The sequence below is a fragment of the Prodigiosinella aquatilis genome (assembly GCA_030388725.1).
GTDB classification, from domain to species: domain Bacteria; phylum Pseudomonadota; class Gammaproteobacteria; order Enterobacterales; family Enterobacteriaceae; genus Prodigiosinella; species Prodigiosinella aquatilis.
Map to the genome: position 1 here is coordinate 1,034,966 of CP128857.1, position 18,987 is coordinate 1,053,952.

Consider the following 18,987-nt stretch of genomic DNA (forward strand, 5'->3'; position numbering starts at 1 on the left):
GGACGCTGAAATGACATTAACCAAACAAGACGCAGTCAACCAGATGATGGGCTTTTTTCAGTCCAAAACGCTGATCACGGCGCTGTCATTAAAGTTGTTTGATCACCTGCGTGATCAGGATCGCAGCGCTAAACAGATGGCCGCATTACTCAACTGTCCCCTGCGTTCGAGCGAGCAGTTACTCATTGCCTTGCAAGCGATGGGATATCTTGAAAAACAGGACGGCCTTTACCATTTGCCGCAGGAACACCGGGCGTTTTTGGTCAGCGATGAACCACAGTGGCTGGGATGGCTGGGCCGTCATATCGACACTTTTCTATACCCGCTATGGGGAGAGTTGAAAGCAGCTGTTGAAAACGATACCCACCAGCGGCAGACCGTCTTCGGCGATGATCGAAGCTGGTTCGATATTTTGTACCAGAACCCAGATGACGTAACTGATTTTCAGGAGTTTCTGGGAAAATTCGCCGCCCCCTTTATCGACGGGTTTATTCAGGATTATGACTTCTCACAGCATCAGGCATTTTTAGATATTGGCAGTGGGATTGGGAGTTTGCCTATCGCGGTAGCCAATGCCTATTCGGGCGTTAATCTGGCGATTTGCGAGCTGCCCCAAACGTCGGCGTTTTTGCGTGACAAGTTGGTTCAGCAAGGTTACGGGCAGCGGATCCAGGTGCTTGAAGGGGATGTGATTAGCGGTGATCTGCCGATTGGTGATTATGACCTGATCCATCTGGGATGGATGCTGCATGACTACGCTCCTGAAACACAATTGATCATCTTGAAAAATATCTATGATGCGATGCCGGTCGGCGGTCGGTTTATCGCCTCTGAAACGCCGCTGAATGCGGATAAATCAGGCCCTGAGTTTACCGCGCTACTTTCGCTAAACATGTTGGTATCCACCGATGGTGGTATCGAAAGCAGTCCTCAGGAGTATCTGTCCCGGTTTCATCAGGCAGGATTCAGCAATGCCCGGATCATGGATATATCCGGTCCTCGTACACTGATAGTCGGCGAGAAAACAACGCATAACAACGGGAGTTCACAATGTTAGAAAGTAAATTGATAAACCATATCGCTACTCAGTTTTTGGATGGTGAGAAGGATGGCCTGGATAGCCAAACGCCCTTGTTTGAGCTGAATATAGTTGATTCGGCGGCGATTTTTGATCTGGTGGATTTTTTAAGACAAGAGAGCAAGGTCTCGATTGGCATGCAAGAGATTCACCCGGCAAATTTCGCCACCGTGCAGAGCATGGTTGAGCTGGTGCAGCGGCTGAAGGCGCATCCGGAGCAGGGAGGTGCGGCATGAACGATGTAACGACCGAGACCTATGAAACCCTGAAACAATCTGTATTGCACACTTTCGCGCGATTGACCGGATACAACGTGTCGGATCTATCGTTAACCAGCCATTTGGAAAATGATCTGGGGGTGGATTCCATCGCACTGGCAGAGATTGTTGTTTTGCTGTGCAGGCAGTTTCAGCTTAATACGCCATTGTTGATTCAGGATATAAACACCATCCAGGACGCGCTTGACGGTATTTTGCAACGCGAGTTTCAATTGTCGGAAAAAGTCGAGCCGACAGCAATTGCTCTCTCCGGGGATGCTGACCTTTGGCTTGGCAATCTTGTCTGTCAGATCTTTGCCAATCATAGTGGTTATGATGTCAATGAGCTGGTGCTGGATGCTGGAATCGAAAGTGATCTGAAGATTGACTCGGTGTCGGTGGCGTCCGCTCAGAGTGAACTACTCGATACGCTGCAATTAAATAGCGAAACTGCCATCGCGAACTGCAACACGCTGTCTGCGCTGAAGCAGTGTTTAGCGGCGTGTCTGGTGCAAGAAAAAGGTCAGGATTGGTTTGAACAACGCGGGAAAGGGCAATCCGCCCCCGTCAATGACCATGATGATGCCGACACGACGGTAGAGGTGACCCCGCCAACAGCGACATCCGCCGCGATCAATGCCGAGATCGGCGATCCACGCACCATGCGTGATTTTGTGGGGATAGAGCATCCGGATATTTTCCACAAGGCGCGGGAGTTTCATCTTTTTTACCAGGATAAAAAGAAGCGGCAGCTCTATTTCTATGGCATGCCACTGGAAACGCCGTGTAAAAACCGGGCCGTCATGTTTGATGAAGCGACCGGTCAACACCGTGAGTTTTTAATGTTCGGCTCCAACAGCTATCTGGGATTGTCGAATCATCCGGAAATCATTCATGCAATTCAGGATGCGGCCAGCTTATATGGAGCCACCAATACCGGCTGTCGTATTATCGCCGGCAGTAATGTGCTGCATTTAGAGCTGGAGCGCAAACTGGCCAAACTTAAAGGCCGTGATGATTGCATTGTGTATCCTTCCGGTTACTCGGCTAATTTGGGCTGCATCTCGGCGCTGACCAGCAGACACGATTTGGTGTTTACTGATGCCATCAATCACATGAGTATTCAGGATGGCTGTAAGCTGGCTGGCGCGCAACGCAAGATCTACAACCACTCCCTGACGAGTCTGGAAAAATCCCTGGCTAAATATGCCGATCATCCTGGCGGTAAACTGATTGTGACCGATGGGGTGTTCAGTATGCATGGCGATATTGTCGACCTGCCCAGGTTGATGAAGCTAGCCGAACGTTACGGCGCACGTGTGCTGGTGGATGATGCGCACTCCACGGGAGTTTTAGGGAAAACCGGGGCCGGAACATCCGAACACTTCAATATGAAAGGTCAGGTGGATCTGGAACTGGGAACCATGAGTAAAGCGCTGTCCGGTCTGGGCGGTTATGTCTGTGGTGATGGCGACGTGGTTGAGTATTTACGCTTTTATTCCAACTCCTATGTTTTTGCCGCCACTATTCCGGCACCCGTGGCGGCGGGGGTGATCGCCTCAATTGATGTGATGCTGCGTGAACCTGAGCGTTTAGCCAAACTGTGGGACAATATTTACTATTTCCGTACTCGATTACTTAATGCCGGTTTTGATCTTGAGAACTCTGATTCGGCCATTATTCCGATTGTGGTCGGCGATGATGCCAAGACGCTTTTCTTTGGTCGTGCGGTTCGGGCGCGGGGAATGTTTTGTCAGACGGTCGTTTTCCCCGGTGTTAGTGTGGGAGATGCGCGTTTACGCATCAGCATCACCTCCGAACATACCCGGGAAGATTTGGACGAGGCGTATGCGATCCTGGTGGCATCGGCTCTGGAAGTCGGCGTGCCGGTTAATGTATCCGCTCATCAGGAAGAGAACGCGAGTGTCGCGGAGGCTTAACCGATGACAATATCCATTTCCGTGATTATCGACAGTCTCATCAGGCACGCCCAACAAACGCCAGAACGGACAGCATTGTTGTGCGGTGATCAACACTGGAATTATCGGCAATTGGTCACTCGTGCTCATGTTATGGCCTCGGCCTTGCAACAAGCCGGATTATCGGGTCAGGCTATTTTGCTTAATTTGCCGAAAAGTCTGGATGCGGTTGCGGCGATGTATGCTACCTGGCTAAGTGGTAACCACTACATTCCCATTGACTATAGTCAGCCGTCATCGCGTATTGAACGCATTATTGCCGCCGCCGCCCCGGCGTTGATTATTGATACAGCGTGGTTAGCCACACTCGATAGCCAACTCTCTTTCGATGCGGAGCAACCGGTTGGGCGTGTGGTGTACCGCAATCCCATCGCGGCCATTTTATATACATCAGGCTCAACAGGTACGCCGAAAGGGGTGCAAATCAGCCACGAAATGCTGGGCTTTTTTATCCAGTGGGCGGTGCGGGATACGCAACTGACAGCGCAGGATGTTCTGTCCAATCACGCCAGTTTTGCATTTGATTTAAGTACCTTTGACCTGTTTGCCAGTGCTTATGTTGGTGCTGCCACCTGGATTATTCGCGAAAGCGAACAGAAAGATTGCACCGCGTTGGCACAGGGGCTGCAAAGGCATGCGGTGTCGGTGTGGTACAGTGTGCCTTCCATTTTAGCCATGCTGGAAAAAAGTACACTGTTGAACCCGACGCTCGGTCAATCTCTGCGGCAAGTCATTTTCGCTGGCGAGCCCTATCCGGTCACGGCGTTAAAACGGCTCTTGCCTTGTTTGCCTCAGCCATGCCGGGTCAGTAACTGGTATGGCCCCACAGAAACCAATGTCTGCGTGGCCTATGCGATTGATCGGGCGCGACTGGCTATGTTGAAACAGGTGCCGATTGGACTTCCCCTTGAAGGACTAACGGCACAGCTCGAAGATGAAAATGGTGACCGACATCCGCTGACGGCACAACTGCGCTTAAGCGGTGAGTTGCTGATCAGTGGGCCGTGTGTGACGCCGGGCTACAGCAATGTGGTCGTTCCCCGGCAGGCCGCTTTGCATCAACGTCAATGCCATGCCACCGGAGACTGGGTAGAGATGACGCCAGAGGGGCTGGTATTCCGTGGTCGTATTGATGATATGGTCAAAATCAATGGTTATCGAGTGGAGTTAGGCGAGATTGAGTCGGTACTTCATCAGCATCCGGCGATTGATCGGGCGGCGCTATGTGTCGAACTTGGAGATCTCCGGCAGACGTTAATCATGGTGATCAGTCTACAGACTGGCGCGGTGCCGCCGGGTTTGCTGGAATTAAAACAGTTCCTGCAACAGAAACTTCCGTCTTATATGATCCCCAATAAGCTGGTGATCACCGAGAGTTTGCCGGTTAACGCCAATGGCAAGGTTGATCGTAAGCAGTTAGCCGGGGTGATCGCGGTATGAGTAATGATAAACACATCGCACCACTGGCGGTGGTCAGCATGGGTTGCGTGTTGCCCGGTGTTGACCATTTTCGGGCGCTAGACACTATTGCGGATTGGGAAATGATGTTTCGGTCAGCGTCTCCGCTGGCGTGGAGCGAGACATCTCGACCAATTCAAGGTCGGCAGGTGGATGATTCCGGGTTTGATTTTAAAAAGTTTTCTATTCCGCCTTTATTCAGGAAAGCCGTTAGCCGGGAAACCCGTCTGGCACTGCGGGCTGCCGAAGATGCTCTGGCGGGGCTGGTGCTGCCGGAATCACTACGTGACTGCTGCGATCAGTTTTGTGCTATTCACCTGGGCAGTGATGCCGCCTACCGCAATGCGACGAAAGTGAGCGCGTTACGGGCATTAGCCGAAAAACTTCAGGCACAAGGTTGCTCGGCGGCGGAGGTGATGCGTCGGCTTGACGACTATAAACAACCGTTGGCGGAGTCGCTTGGGTGTTCATCCCATGATCGGGTGGGGGAAATGGCCTCCAGCATTCCTGCGCGAATCGCTCACTTTGCTCATACGCGCGGTAAATGTCAGACCCTCGACGGTGCTGACAAGGGCGGGCTACGTTTATTGCAACTGGCTCAGGACTGTTTTCGCTATCATGACAGCCAGATGGCGGTGTTGACTTCTGTTCAATGTTTTCACCATCGTCCCCAGGCGTACATGCTGCTCGAACAAGGGGTATCGCAAGATGTCTGTTGGCTGGAAGGGGCGATCAGTCTGGTGGTGTGTCCCCTCGCGGTGGCACATGAGCAAGGGTGGCCCGTACTGACCCAACTCGGGGATGTTGTGACCACCCATGATGGGGCGCCGCAACCTGAGGCAGACCATCCAGCTGCGTTGTACTTTGCCGGAGCCAACCAGGTTTTTTGCCAGATCGTTGAGATGATGCTGTGCCAGCATCAAAGTTGTGAAGGCCGGTCCTTTACTGGCGGGCGTTGGCAGGTCAACGTAGCGCAAACGCAGTCATTGACTCCCGCCGTGGATGACCGTGTCGCGATTGTCGACTATCAACCGATTACTGGTCAGGGATTGGACAAATCACAGTTTTGGCAGACGCTGGAGCAGGGTGAAGATGCGTTGCGGGAGCATAGTCCGGCGCAGCTTAATGCTGAGGCGTTTGTGCGCACCACCCAACAAAAACTCAGTACCTATATTCATCGTACGATGAGTTTCCCAGCGCATTCTCCCAGTGAAGTGGCGTTGAAAAAACCGATGATGCCGGCTAAAAAACAGCGCCTGGATGTGACGCAATTGTATGCGCTGAATAGCTGCCATTCCTGGTCTGAAAAGATTCGCCAGTTCGAGCGTGTGGCGATCATCGTTGCCAGTAATTTGTCGTTAAGCGCGGATCGGCTACAGGCTATGAGGGCATTATGGTCCGGCCTGCCGGGTTCAGAAGGAGCAATCCCTCTGCCTGAGCTGCCTTCGATTAACCACTGGAGTTGGTACGGTGCCTGCGGCATCGGGACAGCACAGCTTTTGGCGCAATATTTTGGCATTAGCGCTGATTGCTATGCGGTGGAAGCCGCTTGTGCCAGTTCGCTGGCCGCAGTGCATGATGCGGTCAGGGCACTGCAAGCGGGACGTTATGACGCGGTGATTGTTGGCGGCATCGAAACGGCGACATTAGAGCGGGATCTGGTGTTGTGCAGCGCGCAGATGATGCTTTCGGTCTCGCGTATTCGCCCGTTTTCACAAGGCGCTGACGGGTTTACGCCGGGAGATGGCGGCGGTTTTGTTATGCTGACCCATCACCCTGTACCTCTGGCGATTGCCACCATTGAAGCGATATCGGGTTCTTGCGATAGCTGTTCCATGACGGCGCCAGATCCATTGGGGCAGGCGTTGGCGATCAAGAAAACCCTGAGTCTGATCACCATCGATGCCCAAACAGTGCAATATCTTGAAGCACACGGTACCGGAACCGAACTTGGGGATAAATCGGAAGTGATGTCACTGAAGTACAGTTACCACCGTGACAAGCATTCACCGCTGTATATTGGGTCGGCGAAGTACAACTTCGGTCACTGTTTCGCCGGTGCTGGCGCGCTCAGTTTGTGTAAAGTGTTGAGCGCATTCGAACATGAGCGGATCCCCCCCACGCCAGTGTCTGAACTCAATGTTGATTTACCCTTGGGCGATGTCCCGGCGGAGGTGCCGCAACGGGCCATACCCTGGCGGCTGTCTGAGGATGGTCAACGCAAGGCGGCGATCAACGCCTTTGGTACCGGCGGTATTAACTATCACCTTGTCATCAGACAATCGTCTTAAAAAGGAAGTGTAGATGAAGGTTATCGTCCATAAAATTCGCCTGAAAGATATTACTCAGCGTTCGGCATTTCGTCATTGGGTTGAAACCACGGATTATTGCGCTTGCGAGAGTCTTGACGCCGTATTGGCCTTTGAAGTGGTTGAGGTCAGTCAGGTGGCGGAAGCGCCATTTCATTTTATTGAGATTATTCACATAAGCTCGATGGACGCCTTTGCACAAGAGATGCAAACCCCGCTTTTTCAAAGACTGGTGAGCCAGTTTGATCAACTGGCTGAGGTGGTTGAGGAGATAGCGGGTGAGCGGATCGCCGATGGTTATCCATCATAAGGACGGCGTTGTTCCGCCATGGGTTAGGTGCGGGCATCATAACCGCGGTATTACCATTTCGGTTGCCGAATGCCACACGATAGGGGTTGCCCTACAACAACGGATGGTGAAACAGCGGGCACGTGAACTGGCGGTAGCACTGCTGAATCGGGTTTGGCAAACCGGGGATGGCACCTCTCAGGTGGCGGGTTTTACACTGACCCATCGGCCGAGTGGTCAGCCGGTGGGTAAACATCCCCTATTGGGCGAACGTGCGGTGTCGATCAGCCATTCGCATTCATGGTATGCCGGGGCGACCAGCGATACTGCGGTGGGAATCGACCTTCAGCAGTATCGCACCTTTGGTACGACGGCGTGGCGTTACGCCTTTGCTGGCAGTGAACGGCATTGGGGCCGGGTTCAGGCGTGTGCGGCCTGGGCCATTCGGGAAGCATTTTTAAAAAGTCATGGTTGTGGACTTCCCTATCGGCTCAGCGATATCCGCATCGATTGGCATAATGCGTTGGTATCGCATCCTGACCAACTGGAGTGCCGGCAGTTTTGGTTGTGGTATAGCCTGGATTGGGTATGCGCACTGTGTTTTCCGCTACAGGGATCATTGATGACTGACACGGATATTGTGGTGGTTCCCGGTGGGTCTATTGAGCGATAAGGGGAATCTCATCATGGTGAATGACACATTTGAACAAGCATTGCAAAACGCCATTAATATCGCACGGTTAGCGCCATCATCACATAATTGCCAGCCTTGGTCTGTTCACTACGATGCGGTTACCCGATGTGGTGAAGTCTCGATTGATCGGCAGCGCGCCCTCAAGGGATTACCCTCGCTGGAGCGCGAGATGCTGATGAGTTGTGGGATCTTCTTTGAATACTTGAGTACGTTGCTCAAGTATTCAGGCTATCCGCTTGACTGGCAGTGGGTGGGGGCGCGGCAGAACGGCTCGAGCGGTATGTTGATATCGTTTGTGCCGGGTACACCCTGTGTCGCTGATGTGGCGGCATATCAGCAATGGGTGCAAAGGATCAGCGATCGGCATACGGTCAGAACAGCTTATCAGCCGACACCGGTGAATGAACAACAACTGGCGCAACTATACGCGTTATTTGACCGCTCACCGGTGACCTGCAATATCAAATATGACGAACCGACGCGTCATGACGTCGCTTTTCTCACGGCAAACTATGCATCGCTTGATTTTGCCGATCAACAGGCCTGGCGGGAAACTTATCACTATATTCGGTTCAATGAGCAGCAGGCCGCCGAAGATGGGTTTTATCTGCATCATCTGTTTGGGCCGGTGTCATGGGGATTTAGGTGGTTTTTTCGGATTGCGTTTCATCCCAGGCTAAACTGGCTGGCAAAACGATTGCGATTGCCTGCTTCCATGGCGAAAGGGCTGGCCGAACTGGTGGTGGAAGGCCCGCAATACCTGGCGTTGAGTCTTGAACATGAGAGCGACGAAAATCTGTTTATCGCCGGAATGAAGCTTGGCCAACTGTGGCTGATGTTACAGTCGTGGGGGTGGAGCTTGCATCCGCTCAGTGTGCTGGTGCAGCACGCCACTGCGCGGCGCGCTTTGGCTGACACTGTCCGGCTCACCGGATTACTGGTTTTTTTTGCGCGTTTTGGTCAGCACCGTCAGTCGGGAATACCCACCCCAAGACGCGCCTGGCAGCGTATTTTAACCACAACTCAGCATAGTTTCTCCCCTGAAAACGGGGCTGATGTAAAACAACCCTAACCGGATAAGGAATCGATAATGGACGTTTGGATTGCAGTGGTTGTCGTATTATTAGTCATGTCTGTTTTGGCCTTCGTGACGAGCCAAAAGGCACGGGATACCCGGCCGATGTTTTTGTGGGGATTTAATGCGATGGGGCCGGTTGCCTTGGTATTTTGCTATTTTGGTGGGGGTGATATAAACCATAAAGCCCTAATCCTGGCCTTTGTCGGTATCTATCTGCTTCATATGAATATTGTGCTGACACTATGGTACGGCAATACTGCTGCATCCAAACTCAAGGATGTGTTACCTACGCAACAGGTGCCGTTGTTGGCGGTGATGATGGTGAACATCTTCGGGTGGTTGTATTGCCTGCCTTTTTACTGGGCCAGTCAATTGCAAGGGCCATTTGGCACAGTTCAATGGGTAGCCATCGTGGTTTATAGTCTCGGCACCCTCTATCACTTTGGCGGAGACTACCAAAAGCGCCGCTTCAAACAAAATCCGCAAAATAAAGGTCAGATCCTCTGCTCCGGGTTTTGGGCGACGTCTCGTCATCCCAATTATTTTGGCGACTTTCTGATTTTTGCCAGTTTCGGACTGCTGGCGGGCAACTGGTTTGGGGTAATTGCGCCGCTGACCAATATTGTCCAATACTTCGCTGATGCGATTCCCAAAAGTGAGAAAATGGCCGAACAGCGCTATGGTAATGCCTGGCTTGACTATAAAAGGAAAGTGAAGTGCTTCATCCCCTTTATCTTTTAGTGGATAGCTTAGGGAACAGCAGCAGTTTGATTAACGATAGCCTTGGGTATCAAGGTCACTCTTTCATAGCATATGCTCTATTCAAGCGGTAAAATATTGTCACCATCTACTGTTAATGAGCATCAAATGATTGAGTTTTCTGAAATCGGTAAGGCTATGACAGCGTTCGAATCCGTCGATGGCGTACCATTACAAGGATATGGTATCTCCGACTCTTGTGGGACTATCGTGCTTTTTGATGACTATGCCGAAGGATTACAAGATATTGAGGGATTCTCCCACCTTTATTTGCTGTTTCACCTGCATCGTTCTAACAGCCATAGCCTTAAGGTAAAACCGTTCCTGGATACTCAGGAGCGCGGTGTTTTTGCTACTCGCTCACCAAGACGGCCTAATCCACTTGGTCTCACTATTGTGCAATTAGAACGCCGGGAGAAAAATGTCTTGCATGTTCGAGGTCTGGACCTGCTGAACGGCACACCCATTATTGATATCAAACCTTATATTCAAGCTTTCGATAATGTTCAGGGAACCCGTGATGGCTGGTATTTGCAGGGGATGAATCCACATCAGACGCTATCTGACGAGCGTTTTAAATAGAACATGAATTCGTTCACTGGTTGCTATTTTCGTTTTTATTGCCGAAGTTAAGATGCCTCCGGTTGGTTTTGTGGCCATATTGTGTGTGGTGTCAGCGCCCACAAAAGCAGTAGTGATCCAGATTCAAGATCTTGGCTGCTGCTGAGATCGTGACACCAAAAAAAGTAACCGGTTTTTGAGATTGTAAAAATTGGCAGATGGTGCCATTAACCAACGTTGATCCGGTCGCCAGGATCTGGTCACACCAATCGATGGCTGTCTCGGTCTGCGATTCATCTTCGATGGTGACGCCATATTTGTGCTGGCCTACATTGCTCGGATCAAGATCGATTACCCGAATAGGCTGTTTGCTCGACAAGTTTTCCAGAATCCTCGGCTGTAGACCGATCAGTAAAATTTTTTGATCTGCCATCACGGCACTATCTACCTGCTTGCCGCACAGGACGATTTCATCGTTTTTACAATGTACGGTCTTATCACATAGTTTCAGGTGTCGATAAACTGCATTGAGTGCGGCAATAAAATCAGCCCGTTGCTGGTCGTTCTTTAGTGGTAGTTCAAGGATCTGCTGTAGTGAATATTCGCTGTTGTGATAGTGATCGGTAAACGCCTGGCCCCGGCTCCCCATAAAATCCGCCTCGATCATCTTTTCATGACCTCGAATAATGGGATAGTCCTGATGTTGAGGATGACCAATAGCTTCAACCGGGCTGAGCGCCTGACAGCGGATTTGCAACTTTTCCCGCTGAAGATCGAATTTGTTAACTTGCTCAAGAAAATCCTTTTTGAGAAGCGCGTACAGCTCGTTGATTTCGTTATCTGAATGCAGCTTGTTCTGCTGATAGGAGGATTCGAGTTGTTGCAGCTGTTGTATAAATTGCGGGTAATTTAGTTTTGTTGCGTCAGAAGACCACATCATTTTCCAAATGCTACGCTTTTTTAGGCCCAATTTACGCAATGTGATGATCTTTCTGAGGTCATGGTAATTCATAGATATCTCTTTATGCTTTGGTCCGGATGCGCTGCGGGCTTGTCCAGACATGTGTTTTCCCGTGAATCAGACAGTCAATCACTGTACATCAGACGGTTTTTTAGCGTGTTGGTTAATGTCCGGCGTGAAGCCTCTGTTTATATCGTAGCCCGCCGTTGTTACATCCTCGGGTAAATTGGCTATGTCGACTATTCGAGCTCATCTGCATAAATTCCTTTTTGACGCAGAGATCCGAACTTTGATTCAGTTTAACGCTTCGGCAGGCTACCTGGTCGCAAAGTTTCTCTTTATGTTAAGGTTTGGAAACGATCCTTCTGATCAACCAAAAGAGCAGGTGCTACATATAGAACAATATGGCATATGCTATATTTAAGCAAGAAGAATCACCCCCTAATCTGGTCGATCTGACGTACGCTTTACTCTGACGTGGTTAGGCCGACTACCCGTCGCTTTGCCTGTAAACGATTTTGCTCTGTTATCGTACTTTTATTTCCCTTTTCCTCCTGATAATTGTTCAAGGATGGTTAATGTTGTGTTGCGTGATCGCCTGGCTATCATATTGTGCCCCGCGAGACGATTGACAGCTGAAAGGTGACAGCCAGTACATCGTAATACTGACGATGTATTTGTTATATCATTTATTATTCATATGGTTATTGGTTGTTTTATCAAGATGCCGCACCAATAAATCATCATCTCATGATCGAAATTGGACCCTTCAATTATTTGCAACTGGCTCTAGATTACAGGGCCACATTCTGCATAAATAAAACTTATTGTTTCAAAAATGTGAATGAATGGTGTAACTGGCACCCTTTGACGATGTGAAACCGTCAGGATCAGGTGTGATGGACCGCGCTACAGAATTTAGGTGTATCTGGAGCTGAAATGCCTGCGCATACCCGCCTTGAAATCTATCGGGTATAGCGATGTGGCTGTTAACCACTGGCAAATTAACCTATCCCGCTAGCCGGCGCTACCGGGGGAGAAAGGATGATACATGTCTTCTGATAATATCTATGTTTCTTCAGCGATTTCCACCGTGGCACGAGCACCTGCACCGGCCAAACCTCTGAGTTTTCTCGAAGGGGTGGCGATGATCGTTGGTACCAACATTGGCGCTGGTGTCCTCTCTATTGCCTACGCTTCCAGCAAATCCGGCTTCTTACCATTGCTGTTCTGGTTGGTGTTGGTCGGTGTGCTGACCACCATTACCATGCTGTATGTCGCTGAATCCACACTGCGTACTCATGCCCACTTGCAACTGAGCGGGTTGGCAAAGCGTTATGTCGGTGGCATGGGCTCCTGGCTGATGTTTGCCTCGGTTTGCGTCAACAGTGTGGGGGCGCTCACCGCTTATATGACCGGCAGTGGCAAGTTGTTGCAGTCTTTGCTCGGTATTTCCCCAGCGATCGGTAGTCTACTGTTCTTCGCTCCAGCTGCGGGGGTGCTGTATCTTGGGCTGAAAGCGATTGGCTGCGGTGAGAAATTTATCAGTATCGGCATGGTGGTGATGCTGAGCGTCCTGGTAGTCGCGACGCTATTGAAAGACACGACTCAGATGCACAATCTGTTGGACGGGGACTGGCGTTTTATGGTGCCGGTATTCAATGTGGTGGTGTTCTGTTTTTCGGCACAATATATCGTGCCGGAAATGGCGCGCGGCTTCTCGGACAAGCCTGAGCAGTTGCCAAAGGCGATTATCGTTGGCATGGTGATGACCTTTGTGCTGCTGACGGCGGTGCCGATGTCGGTGATTGCGCTTGGCGGACTGAATAGTATCTCCGACGTAGCAACTATTTCGTGGGGCCAGGCGCTGGGGCAGTGGGCGTTTTTCTCCGCTAACATCTTTGCGCTGTGCGCGATGTTGACCTCTTACTGGGGGTTGGGCGGCAGCTTTCTGAGCAATATTTTCGATCAGTTCAAACTGGGCCGTGATGAGCAACCGCTGCGTCGTTTCAGCGTGCTGCTGTTAGTGGTGTTGCCACCGTTCGTTCTGGCTTACAGCGGCCTGGTGTCATTCGTCAACGCACTGTATTTTGCCGGCGTATTCAGTGGGGTGATCTTGTCGGTTATGCCGATGTTGATTCTGCGAGGGGCACGTAAGCATGGTGACAAAGTACCTCGCTGGCAATGTAGTTGGATCACCCACCCACTGTTGCAGGTCAGCATTGTGTTGCTGTATCTGTCCAGCGCAGTGTATGCCATCGCGTCACTGTTGGACTATCTGCCAGCTGGCTGGTGATGCGCAATGAATCCGAGTCGGTGCTAAAAATAGTAACGGATAAAACCTTATTTATTCTGAAAGCGCTGTCTTAGGTGACGGCTTAGCCAGCGTTTTTGAGCACAGCCAGATCCCGACCATGATGAGCCCGGCACTGATAAGGTGGAATGATTCAAATGTGGTTCCCAGGAACACAACACTGAAAATGCCGCCAGACAGTGGAATAATATGGGTATAGATTTCTCCTCGGGTGGCACCAATTTCAGCAATACCGCGGTTCCAAAACAAATAAGACAGCCAGGAGGGGAACAGTACCAAATAGGCAAGTCCGGTTATAAATCCAACATGGTGGTAGGAAGAGACATCCACGGGACCATTGACAAGCAGATAAGCGGCTAATATGGGAATAAGGATGACCGATCCCGTCAGGGAACTGACGGCGACAAAAACATTGCCGGGAATGGTTTTATCTTTTTTCCTTAGAAATGAACAATAAAAAGCCCAACTGATAGCTGAACCCATTGTCCACAAATCGCCCTGGTTCAAATGCTTGAAAGCATCCAGGCTGGTTAACTGACCTTTGAGAACCAGATAACACACGCCGATAGTGCTCAGAATCACACCAAGATAATTATTTACCGATATTTCATCATTGAAGACAAATTTATTAATTATCAAAACAATACAAGGTGTCGCAGACATATATATCGCGGCATTCAGCGCGGAAGTATACTGCAACCCGATGTACAGCGTCAGAGGGAAGAGTACCTGACCAAAAACAGACAGGAACATAACCACAGGAAAACCGCGAATGAGCTTTTTCCTGTTGCATAACACCTGTTTATAATGAATTCCCATCAGCAGCGCAGCTGTAAGCGCCCAACGTGCTTCGGTCATAACGACAGGGTTTGCCCCTTTGACCAGGATATGTCCCACCACATAGTTTCCTCCCCAGAACATAGCAGCGAGTGTAAGTAGCAAATAAGGCATCATGTGTTCCTCTGTCATGGGAGTGAAAAAAACATACTCTGTCGTACCAATTTTATTAATGATGATGATCAACAGATTCCCAAGGTTATGGCCTTTCCATTACGTCGGGTACCATCACGCGGTTTTTATTATTGGTATTAGAGTCTTTATATTTTAATGTCCTGTATTTGTCACTTTAAGCGGTTTTTATCGCATTGTGTGCTTAATTTTGAACTTTAACTGACGACATAATTAAATGCTGTTATGTGCTATAATTGGCTCATTAACTATATTTTCAAGATATAAAGTACCATTTAAGGATCATTATGAGTTTTCTTGAAAGATCAGCATCTTCGATTGCTGAAGAGCTAGGCGAGCGTTTAAAACAGGCTCGACTGAACAATGATCTGACCCAGGTAGAAGTAGCTGAACGTGCCGGGATCACGCGAAAGTCAGTCCTTAATGCGGAAAAAGGGAGAGTTCAGCTAGACGTTTTTGTTGCCATCATGGCCGCGCTTAATTTAACAGAGCAACTAGAGCGTTTTCTTCCTAGGCAACAGATTTCGCCGCTCCAGCTATCCAGGCTACAGGGTAAAAAGCGGCGACGCGCCTCGGGGCAACGAAAAAACAATGAAGAGGATGTAGCAGAATGGTGATGGAAGTTATCAATGTCAGTTATAAAGACCATGTGGTCGGCGCCGTAAGTTTTGATACGGACACCGGGCTTGGTGCTTTCGAATACGATCCTGGTTTCATCAAGAAAGGCATAGAACTCGCTCCTCTGAAAATGCCTTTAGCAAAACGCATCTATAGTTTCCCGGAACTGAATTTTAATACCTTTAAGGGGTTGCCCGGCTTAATCGCAGATTCACTGCCTGATGATTTTGGCAACGCGGTACTTAATGCATGGGTCGCCGCACAAGGTAAATCTCCCAGCGCAATTACGCCACTCCAAAGGCTCCAATATACCGGGAAACGTGGTATGGGGGCGCTTGAGTATATGCCCGCAACTAAAATGAGGGGGCTAAATGCAACGAAACAGGTTGAGATTAACGCCCTGATTTCTATCGCACAGGAAATATTGGATTCTCGAAGCAACTTCGACGTTGAGCTTAACAAGGATGGTCAGGAAGACAGAGAAGCCATGCTGTCTTTGCTTTCCGTCGGTATGAGTGCCGGTGGTGCAAGACCTAAAGCTGTTTTAGCTTTTAATGCAGACTTTACTCAGGCTCGTTCAGGCCAATCCAGTGTTCCTGCTGGGTTTACCCATTACTTAATGAAATTTGACGGTGTAAGCGAACACAATAAGAACCAGGAGACTTTCGGTGATCCTTTGGGATTCTGTGCGATGGAATATGTTTATTACCTAATGGCTAAAAGCTGTGGCATTAACATGATGCCGTGTCGGTTATTACCTGAAGGAAATCGCAGACATTTCATCACACAACGATTCGACCGCCTCGGGAACAAAAAAGTCCATGTCCAGACACTAAATGGTATTGCACACGTCGATTATAAAAAGCCGGGTTCATTTTCCTACTCAGAGCTTTTTAGTGTGGCAAGGCAACTTAAATTGTCAGCAACTGATGCCGAACAGTTGTTAAGAAGAATGACATTCAATATTGTTGCTCGAAACCATGACGATCACTCCAAAAACGTGGCTTTCATTTTAGGCGGAGATACGTGGTCGTTAGCTCCAGCCTACGACTTAGCCTACAGCTACAAGCCGGGAAGCCAATGGATAAACTGTCACTGGATGAGCTTGAATGGCAAACGGGATGATTTTGTTCGCCAGGATTTTTATTCACTTGAAAAGTTGAGCCCACTTTTTACCAAAGGGCGCATCAACAACATCATTGATGAAACCATCGAGACGGTATCTGGTTGGAGAAAACTCGCTGATATACAAGAGGTTCCAACATCATTGATAGATGAAGTTGAATCAAATTTAAGGTTAAAAATGTAGTTTAAACACAAGCGCAGCGCTACAAACACATGATATACGTCAATTATTTATAGTATAAATAATTTAAGCTACGAGGAAAGCGGTGCGCGAATCGACGGAAATGTAGATGATTCAGTGATTAAGGTGAACACTTTCCTCCTGCAATATCGGAAGTATATCGTATACCCGTAACGGCTAATCCACGATGGTGAACTATGTCATATTTTCCCCTTTTCAACTGGCGCTTCATCACTGGACTGGTGTTGACCGGGATTGTGGCGGGAATAGGCGGCATTCTCTTGACGTTGCTACTGCATGCTGTTCAGCATCTGGCCTATGGCTACAGCCTGAATCATATTTTGGGTCAACAACATTTTCTCGATGGCGTCACTGCGGCTGTTCCCTCACGTCGCTTTCTGACCATGATGATGTGCGGCGTGGTAGCTGGCGCGGGATGGATGCTGCTGTATCGTTATGGACGCAAGCTGGTCAGCATCTCCGCCGCACTACAGAACTGTGCCGTCAGCATGCCGATCAGGGAGACGCTGATCCATATTGTTTTGCAGATAGTGACCGTGGGGTTAGGATCGCCTCTGGGGCGAGAAACCGCGCCTCGCGAGCTAGGCTCGTTATTCGCCTCTCACTTAAGCCAGCGTTGGTCCTTACTCCCTGAACAGGCGCGTGTCCTGATAGCCTGTGGCGCTGGCAGCGGTTTAGCCGCAGTCTATAATGTGCCGCTCGCTGGCGCCGTGTTTTCCATGGAGGTTTTGTTAAAAAAAACCGGACTGAAACTGACCTTCTGTGCGCTGCTCACCAGTGTACTTGCCACACTCACCGCCCGTTATGTACTGGGTGACAATTATCAGTATCCTCTCAATGCTACATTCCATATATCAAGTAGCCTGGTTATCTGGGCACTTCTGGTCGGCCCTATTTTCGGTGCGGCAGCCTGGCTATTTTCTCGTATGATGCACTCTGCCAAGCAATCGATACCACAGAATAAGCGCCTGCTTATTTTCAACCTGATTAATTTCACGTTGATGGGCGTACTGGTTCTCTGGCTACCGGAATTGCTTGGCAACGGGAAAGGTATTGCCGAAATGAGCTTTACCAGCCAGTTGTCAATAAGTTTGGCGCTACTGCTGTTAATCTGCAAAACAGGAGTGGTGTGGGGCTCGCTGAAAGCCGGCTCCCGAGGTGGATTATTGACCCCCAGCCTGAGTTGTGGTGCGCTGCTTGGGTATATTACCGGAGCAGTGTGGAACCTGTGGTTCCCGGAGTATGCGCCAGGCGCTTTCGCTCTTGTGGGAGCCACCGCATTTCTTGGTGCCGCAATGAACATGCCTTTCACCAGCATTGTGCTGATCGTGGAGTTTACGCATGTCGAGTCTGGTTTCTTGATACCACTGATCGTCGCGACGGCGGGTGCAACGCTAACCGGGCGTTATCTGCATAAACAGGATAAGATCACTCTTGTGCGCACCGGCGAAAAGCAAACGCCATAAAAATAACGAAATTTAAAACATCAATACAGTGAACTTATCACCAAAAAATATCCATATATCATTCAATTAGCAATGCCTTTAACTTGTTGTCGGAATCATTAATGAGTTTGATGGTTTAGTTTAACTATGTTGTAATTTTGTAGATTTCGCGCACTGAATCCGTGGGATGATGAGGGATGTGTTATGCCAGAAATTCATAATGTGGTTGGTTTTGCTTTCATTGCATTGGGTCTGGTACTAACACCTGGCCCAAATATGGTTTATCTGATTTCTCGCTCGATTTGTCAGGGGCGAATGGCTGGATTAGTTTCATTGCTTGGCGTGGCAGCTGGTTTTGTTTTTTATATGTTGTGTGCCGCCTTTGGTATCACCACGTTTTTGATGATGGTGCCCTTTGCCTATGACACATTAAGGATTGCCGGTGTTTGCTATTTAATCTATCTTGCATGGCAAGCGGTGAAACCAGGTGGTAAATCTCCATTCAAGGTAAAAGCATTACCGCCAGATAGTAATAGAAAATTGTTTACGATGGGATTGATTACCAACCTGCTTAACCCTAAGGCTGTTGTTATGTATCTCTCTTTATTGCCACAGTTTATTTCACCTGAACATGGCTCTGTTTTATATCAATCTCTATTTCTTGGTTTTATGCAAATTATTATCAGTGTTACTGTCAATGCCATTATTGCGATCAGTGCCGGCACAATTGCCGTATATCTTGCCAACCGTCCCACCTGGTTGCAGGTACAACGTTACCTGATGGGAACGGTATTGTTTGGCTTGGCGACAAAAATGATAATTGATAATAAATGACTTACGCCTGGAACTGTCGGGCTGAATTGATATTCTTGCTATATTGTTATTTTCGTA

At 49.3% G+C, this 18,987-nt stretch carries 17 protein-coding genes; 15 read left to right on the forward strand and 2 right to left on the reverse strand.

What is annotated here, in order from left to right; genetic code table 11:
- Positions 1–10 precede the first annotated feature (10 nt).
- The 10 genes from PCO85_04875 to tsaA all read left to right on the forward strand — a co-directional run bounded on the left by PCO85_04875 (position 11) and on the right by tsaA (position 10,483).
- Positions 11–1,057: a methyltransferase gene (locus PCO85_04875; protein ID WJV54772.1), complete on the forward strand. Its 1,047-nt coding sequence runs from the start codon at positions 11–13 to the stop codon at positions 1,055–1,057.
- Entirely contained in the window at positions 1,051–1,314 is a 264-nt protein-coding gene (locus PCO85_04880; protein WJV54773.1) for an acyl carrier protein, read from the forward strand. The genes PCO85_04875 and PCO85_04880 overlap by 7 nt, the downstream gene beginning before the upstream one ends.
- Complete coding sequence (locus PCO85_04885; protein ID WJV54774.1) at positions 1,311–3,275, forward strand: aminotransferase class I/II-fold pyridoxal phosphate-dependent enzyme; 1,965 nt, start codon at positions 1,311–1,313, stop codon at positions 3,273–3,275. Before PCO85_04880 ends, PCO85_04885 begins: the two co-directional genes overlap by 4 nt.
- A 3-nt stretch (positions 3,276–3,278) precedes the next feature.
- The gene (locus PCO85_04890) at positions 3,279–4,754 is read left to right on the forward strand and encodes an AMP-binding protein (GenBank protein WJV54775.1); all 1,476 of its coding nucleotides are present in this window, start codon (positions 3,279–3,281) and stop codon (positions 4,752–4,754) included.
- The gene (locus tag PCO85_04895; GenBank protein ID WJV54776.1) at positions 4,751–7,063 is read left to right on the forward strand and encodes a polyketide synthase; all 2,313 of its coding nucleotides are present in this window, start codon (positions 4,751–4,753) and stop codon (positions 7,061–7,063) included. The genes PCO85_04890 and PCO85_04895 overlap by 4 nt, the downstream gene beginning before the upstream one ends.
- Positions 7,064–7,076: 13 nt before the next feature.
- Complete coding sequence (locus PCO85_04900) at positions 7,077–7,391, forward strand: RedY (protein WJV54777.1); 315 nt, start codon at positions 7,077–7,079, stop codon at positions 7,389–7,391.
- Positions 7,360–8,043: a 4'-phosphopantetheinyl transferase superfamily protein gene (locus tag PCO85_04905; protein ID WJV54778.1), complete on the forward strand. Its 684-nt coding sequence runs from the start codon at positions 7,360–7,362 to the stop codon at positions 8,041–8,043. Before PCO85_04900 ends, PCO85_04905 begins: the two co-directional genes overlap by 32 nt.
- A 13-nt stretch (positions 8,044–8,056) precedes the next feature.
- Positions 8,057–9,136: a prodigiosin biosynthesis protein PigM gene (locus PCO85_04910; GenBank protein WJV54779.1), complete on the forward strand. Its 1,080-nt coding sequence runs from the start codon at positions 8,057–8,059 to the stop codon at positions 9,134–9,136.
- A gap of 18 nt (positions 9,137–9,154) precedes the next feature.
- Positions 9,155–9,883 (forward strand): DUF1295 domain-containing protein, encoded by a 729-nt coding sequence (locus tag PCO85_04915; GenBank protein ID WJV54780.1) that lies wholly within the window; start codon positions 9,155–9,157, stop codon positions 9,881–9,883.
- 126 nt (positions 9,884–10,009) lie between these two features.
- Positions 10,010–10,483, forward strand: coding sequence for a tRNA (N6-threonylcarbamoyladenosine(37)-N6)-methyltransferase TrmO (gene tsaA, locus PCO85_04920; protein WJV54781.1), 474 nt, complete (start codon positions 10,010–10,012; stop codon positions 10,481–10,483).
- 91 nt (positions 10,484–10,574) lie between these two features.
- Here tsaA and PCO85_04925 read toward each other — a convergent pair whose 3' ends face one another.
- Complete coding sequence (locus tag PCO85_04925; GenBank protein ID WJV54782.1) at positions 10,575–11,474, reverse strand: DUF364 domain-containing protein; 900 nt, start codon at positions 11,472–11,474, stop codon at positions 10,575–10,577.
- 1,000 nt (positions 11,475–12,474) lie between these two features.
- Here PCO85_04925 and PCO85_04930 point away from each other — a divergent pair.
- On the forward strand, positions 12,475–13,719 hold the full coding sequence (locus PCO85_04930) for an amino acid permease (GenBank protein WJV54783.1): 1,245 nt from the start codon (positions 12,475–12,477) through the stop codon (positions 13,717–13,719).
- 51 nt (positions 13,720–13,770) lie between these two features.
- Here PCO85_04930 and PCO85_04935 read toward each other — a convergent pair whose 3' ends face one another.
- Complete coding sequence (locus tag PCO85_04935) at positions 13,771–14,688, reverse strand: DMT family transporter (GenBank protein WJV56000.1); 918 nt, start codon at positions 14,686–14,688, stop codon at positions 13,771–13,773.
- Between the two features lie 305 nt (positions 14,689–14,993).
- Here PCO85_04935 and PCO85_04940 point away from each other — a divergent pair, with 305 nt between their 5' ends.
- The 4 genes from PCO85_04940 to PCO85_04955 all read left to right on the forward strand — a co-directional run bounded on the left by PCO85_04940 (position 14,994) and on the right by PCO85_04955 (position 18,930).
- Positions 14,994–15,323, forward strand: coding sequence for a helix-turn-helix transcriptional regulator (locus PCO85_04940; GenBank protein WJV54784.1), 330 nt, complete (start codon positions 14,994–14,996; stop codon positions 15,321–15,323).
- Positions 15,317–16,633 carry a type II toxin-antitoxin system HipA family toxin gene (locus PCO85_04945; GenBank protein WJV54785.1) on the forward strand — a complete coding sequence of 439 codons (1,317 nt, stop codon included), beginning with the start codon at positions 15,317–15,319 and terminating at the stop codon, positions 16,631–16,633. The genes PCO85_04940 and PCO85_04945 overlap by 7 nt, the downstream gene beginning before the upstream one ends.
- Positions 16,634–16,827: 194 nt before the next feature.
- A complete protein-coding gene (locus PCO85_04950; GenBank protein ID WJV54786.1) occupies positions 16,828–18,117 on the forward strand; it encodes a chloride channel protein in 1,290 nt (429 codons plus the stop codon).
- A 183-nt stretch (positions 18,118–18,300) separates the two neighbouring features.
- Positions 18,301–18,930 carry a LysE family translocator gene (locus PCO85_04955; protein ID WJV54787.1) on the forward strand — a complete coding sequence of 210 codons (630 nt, stop codon included), beginning with the start codon at positions 18,301–18,303 and terminating at the stop codon, positions 18,928–18,930.
- Positions 18,931–18,987 lie beyond the last annotated feature (57 nt).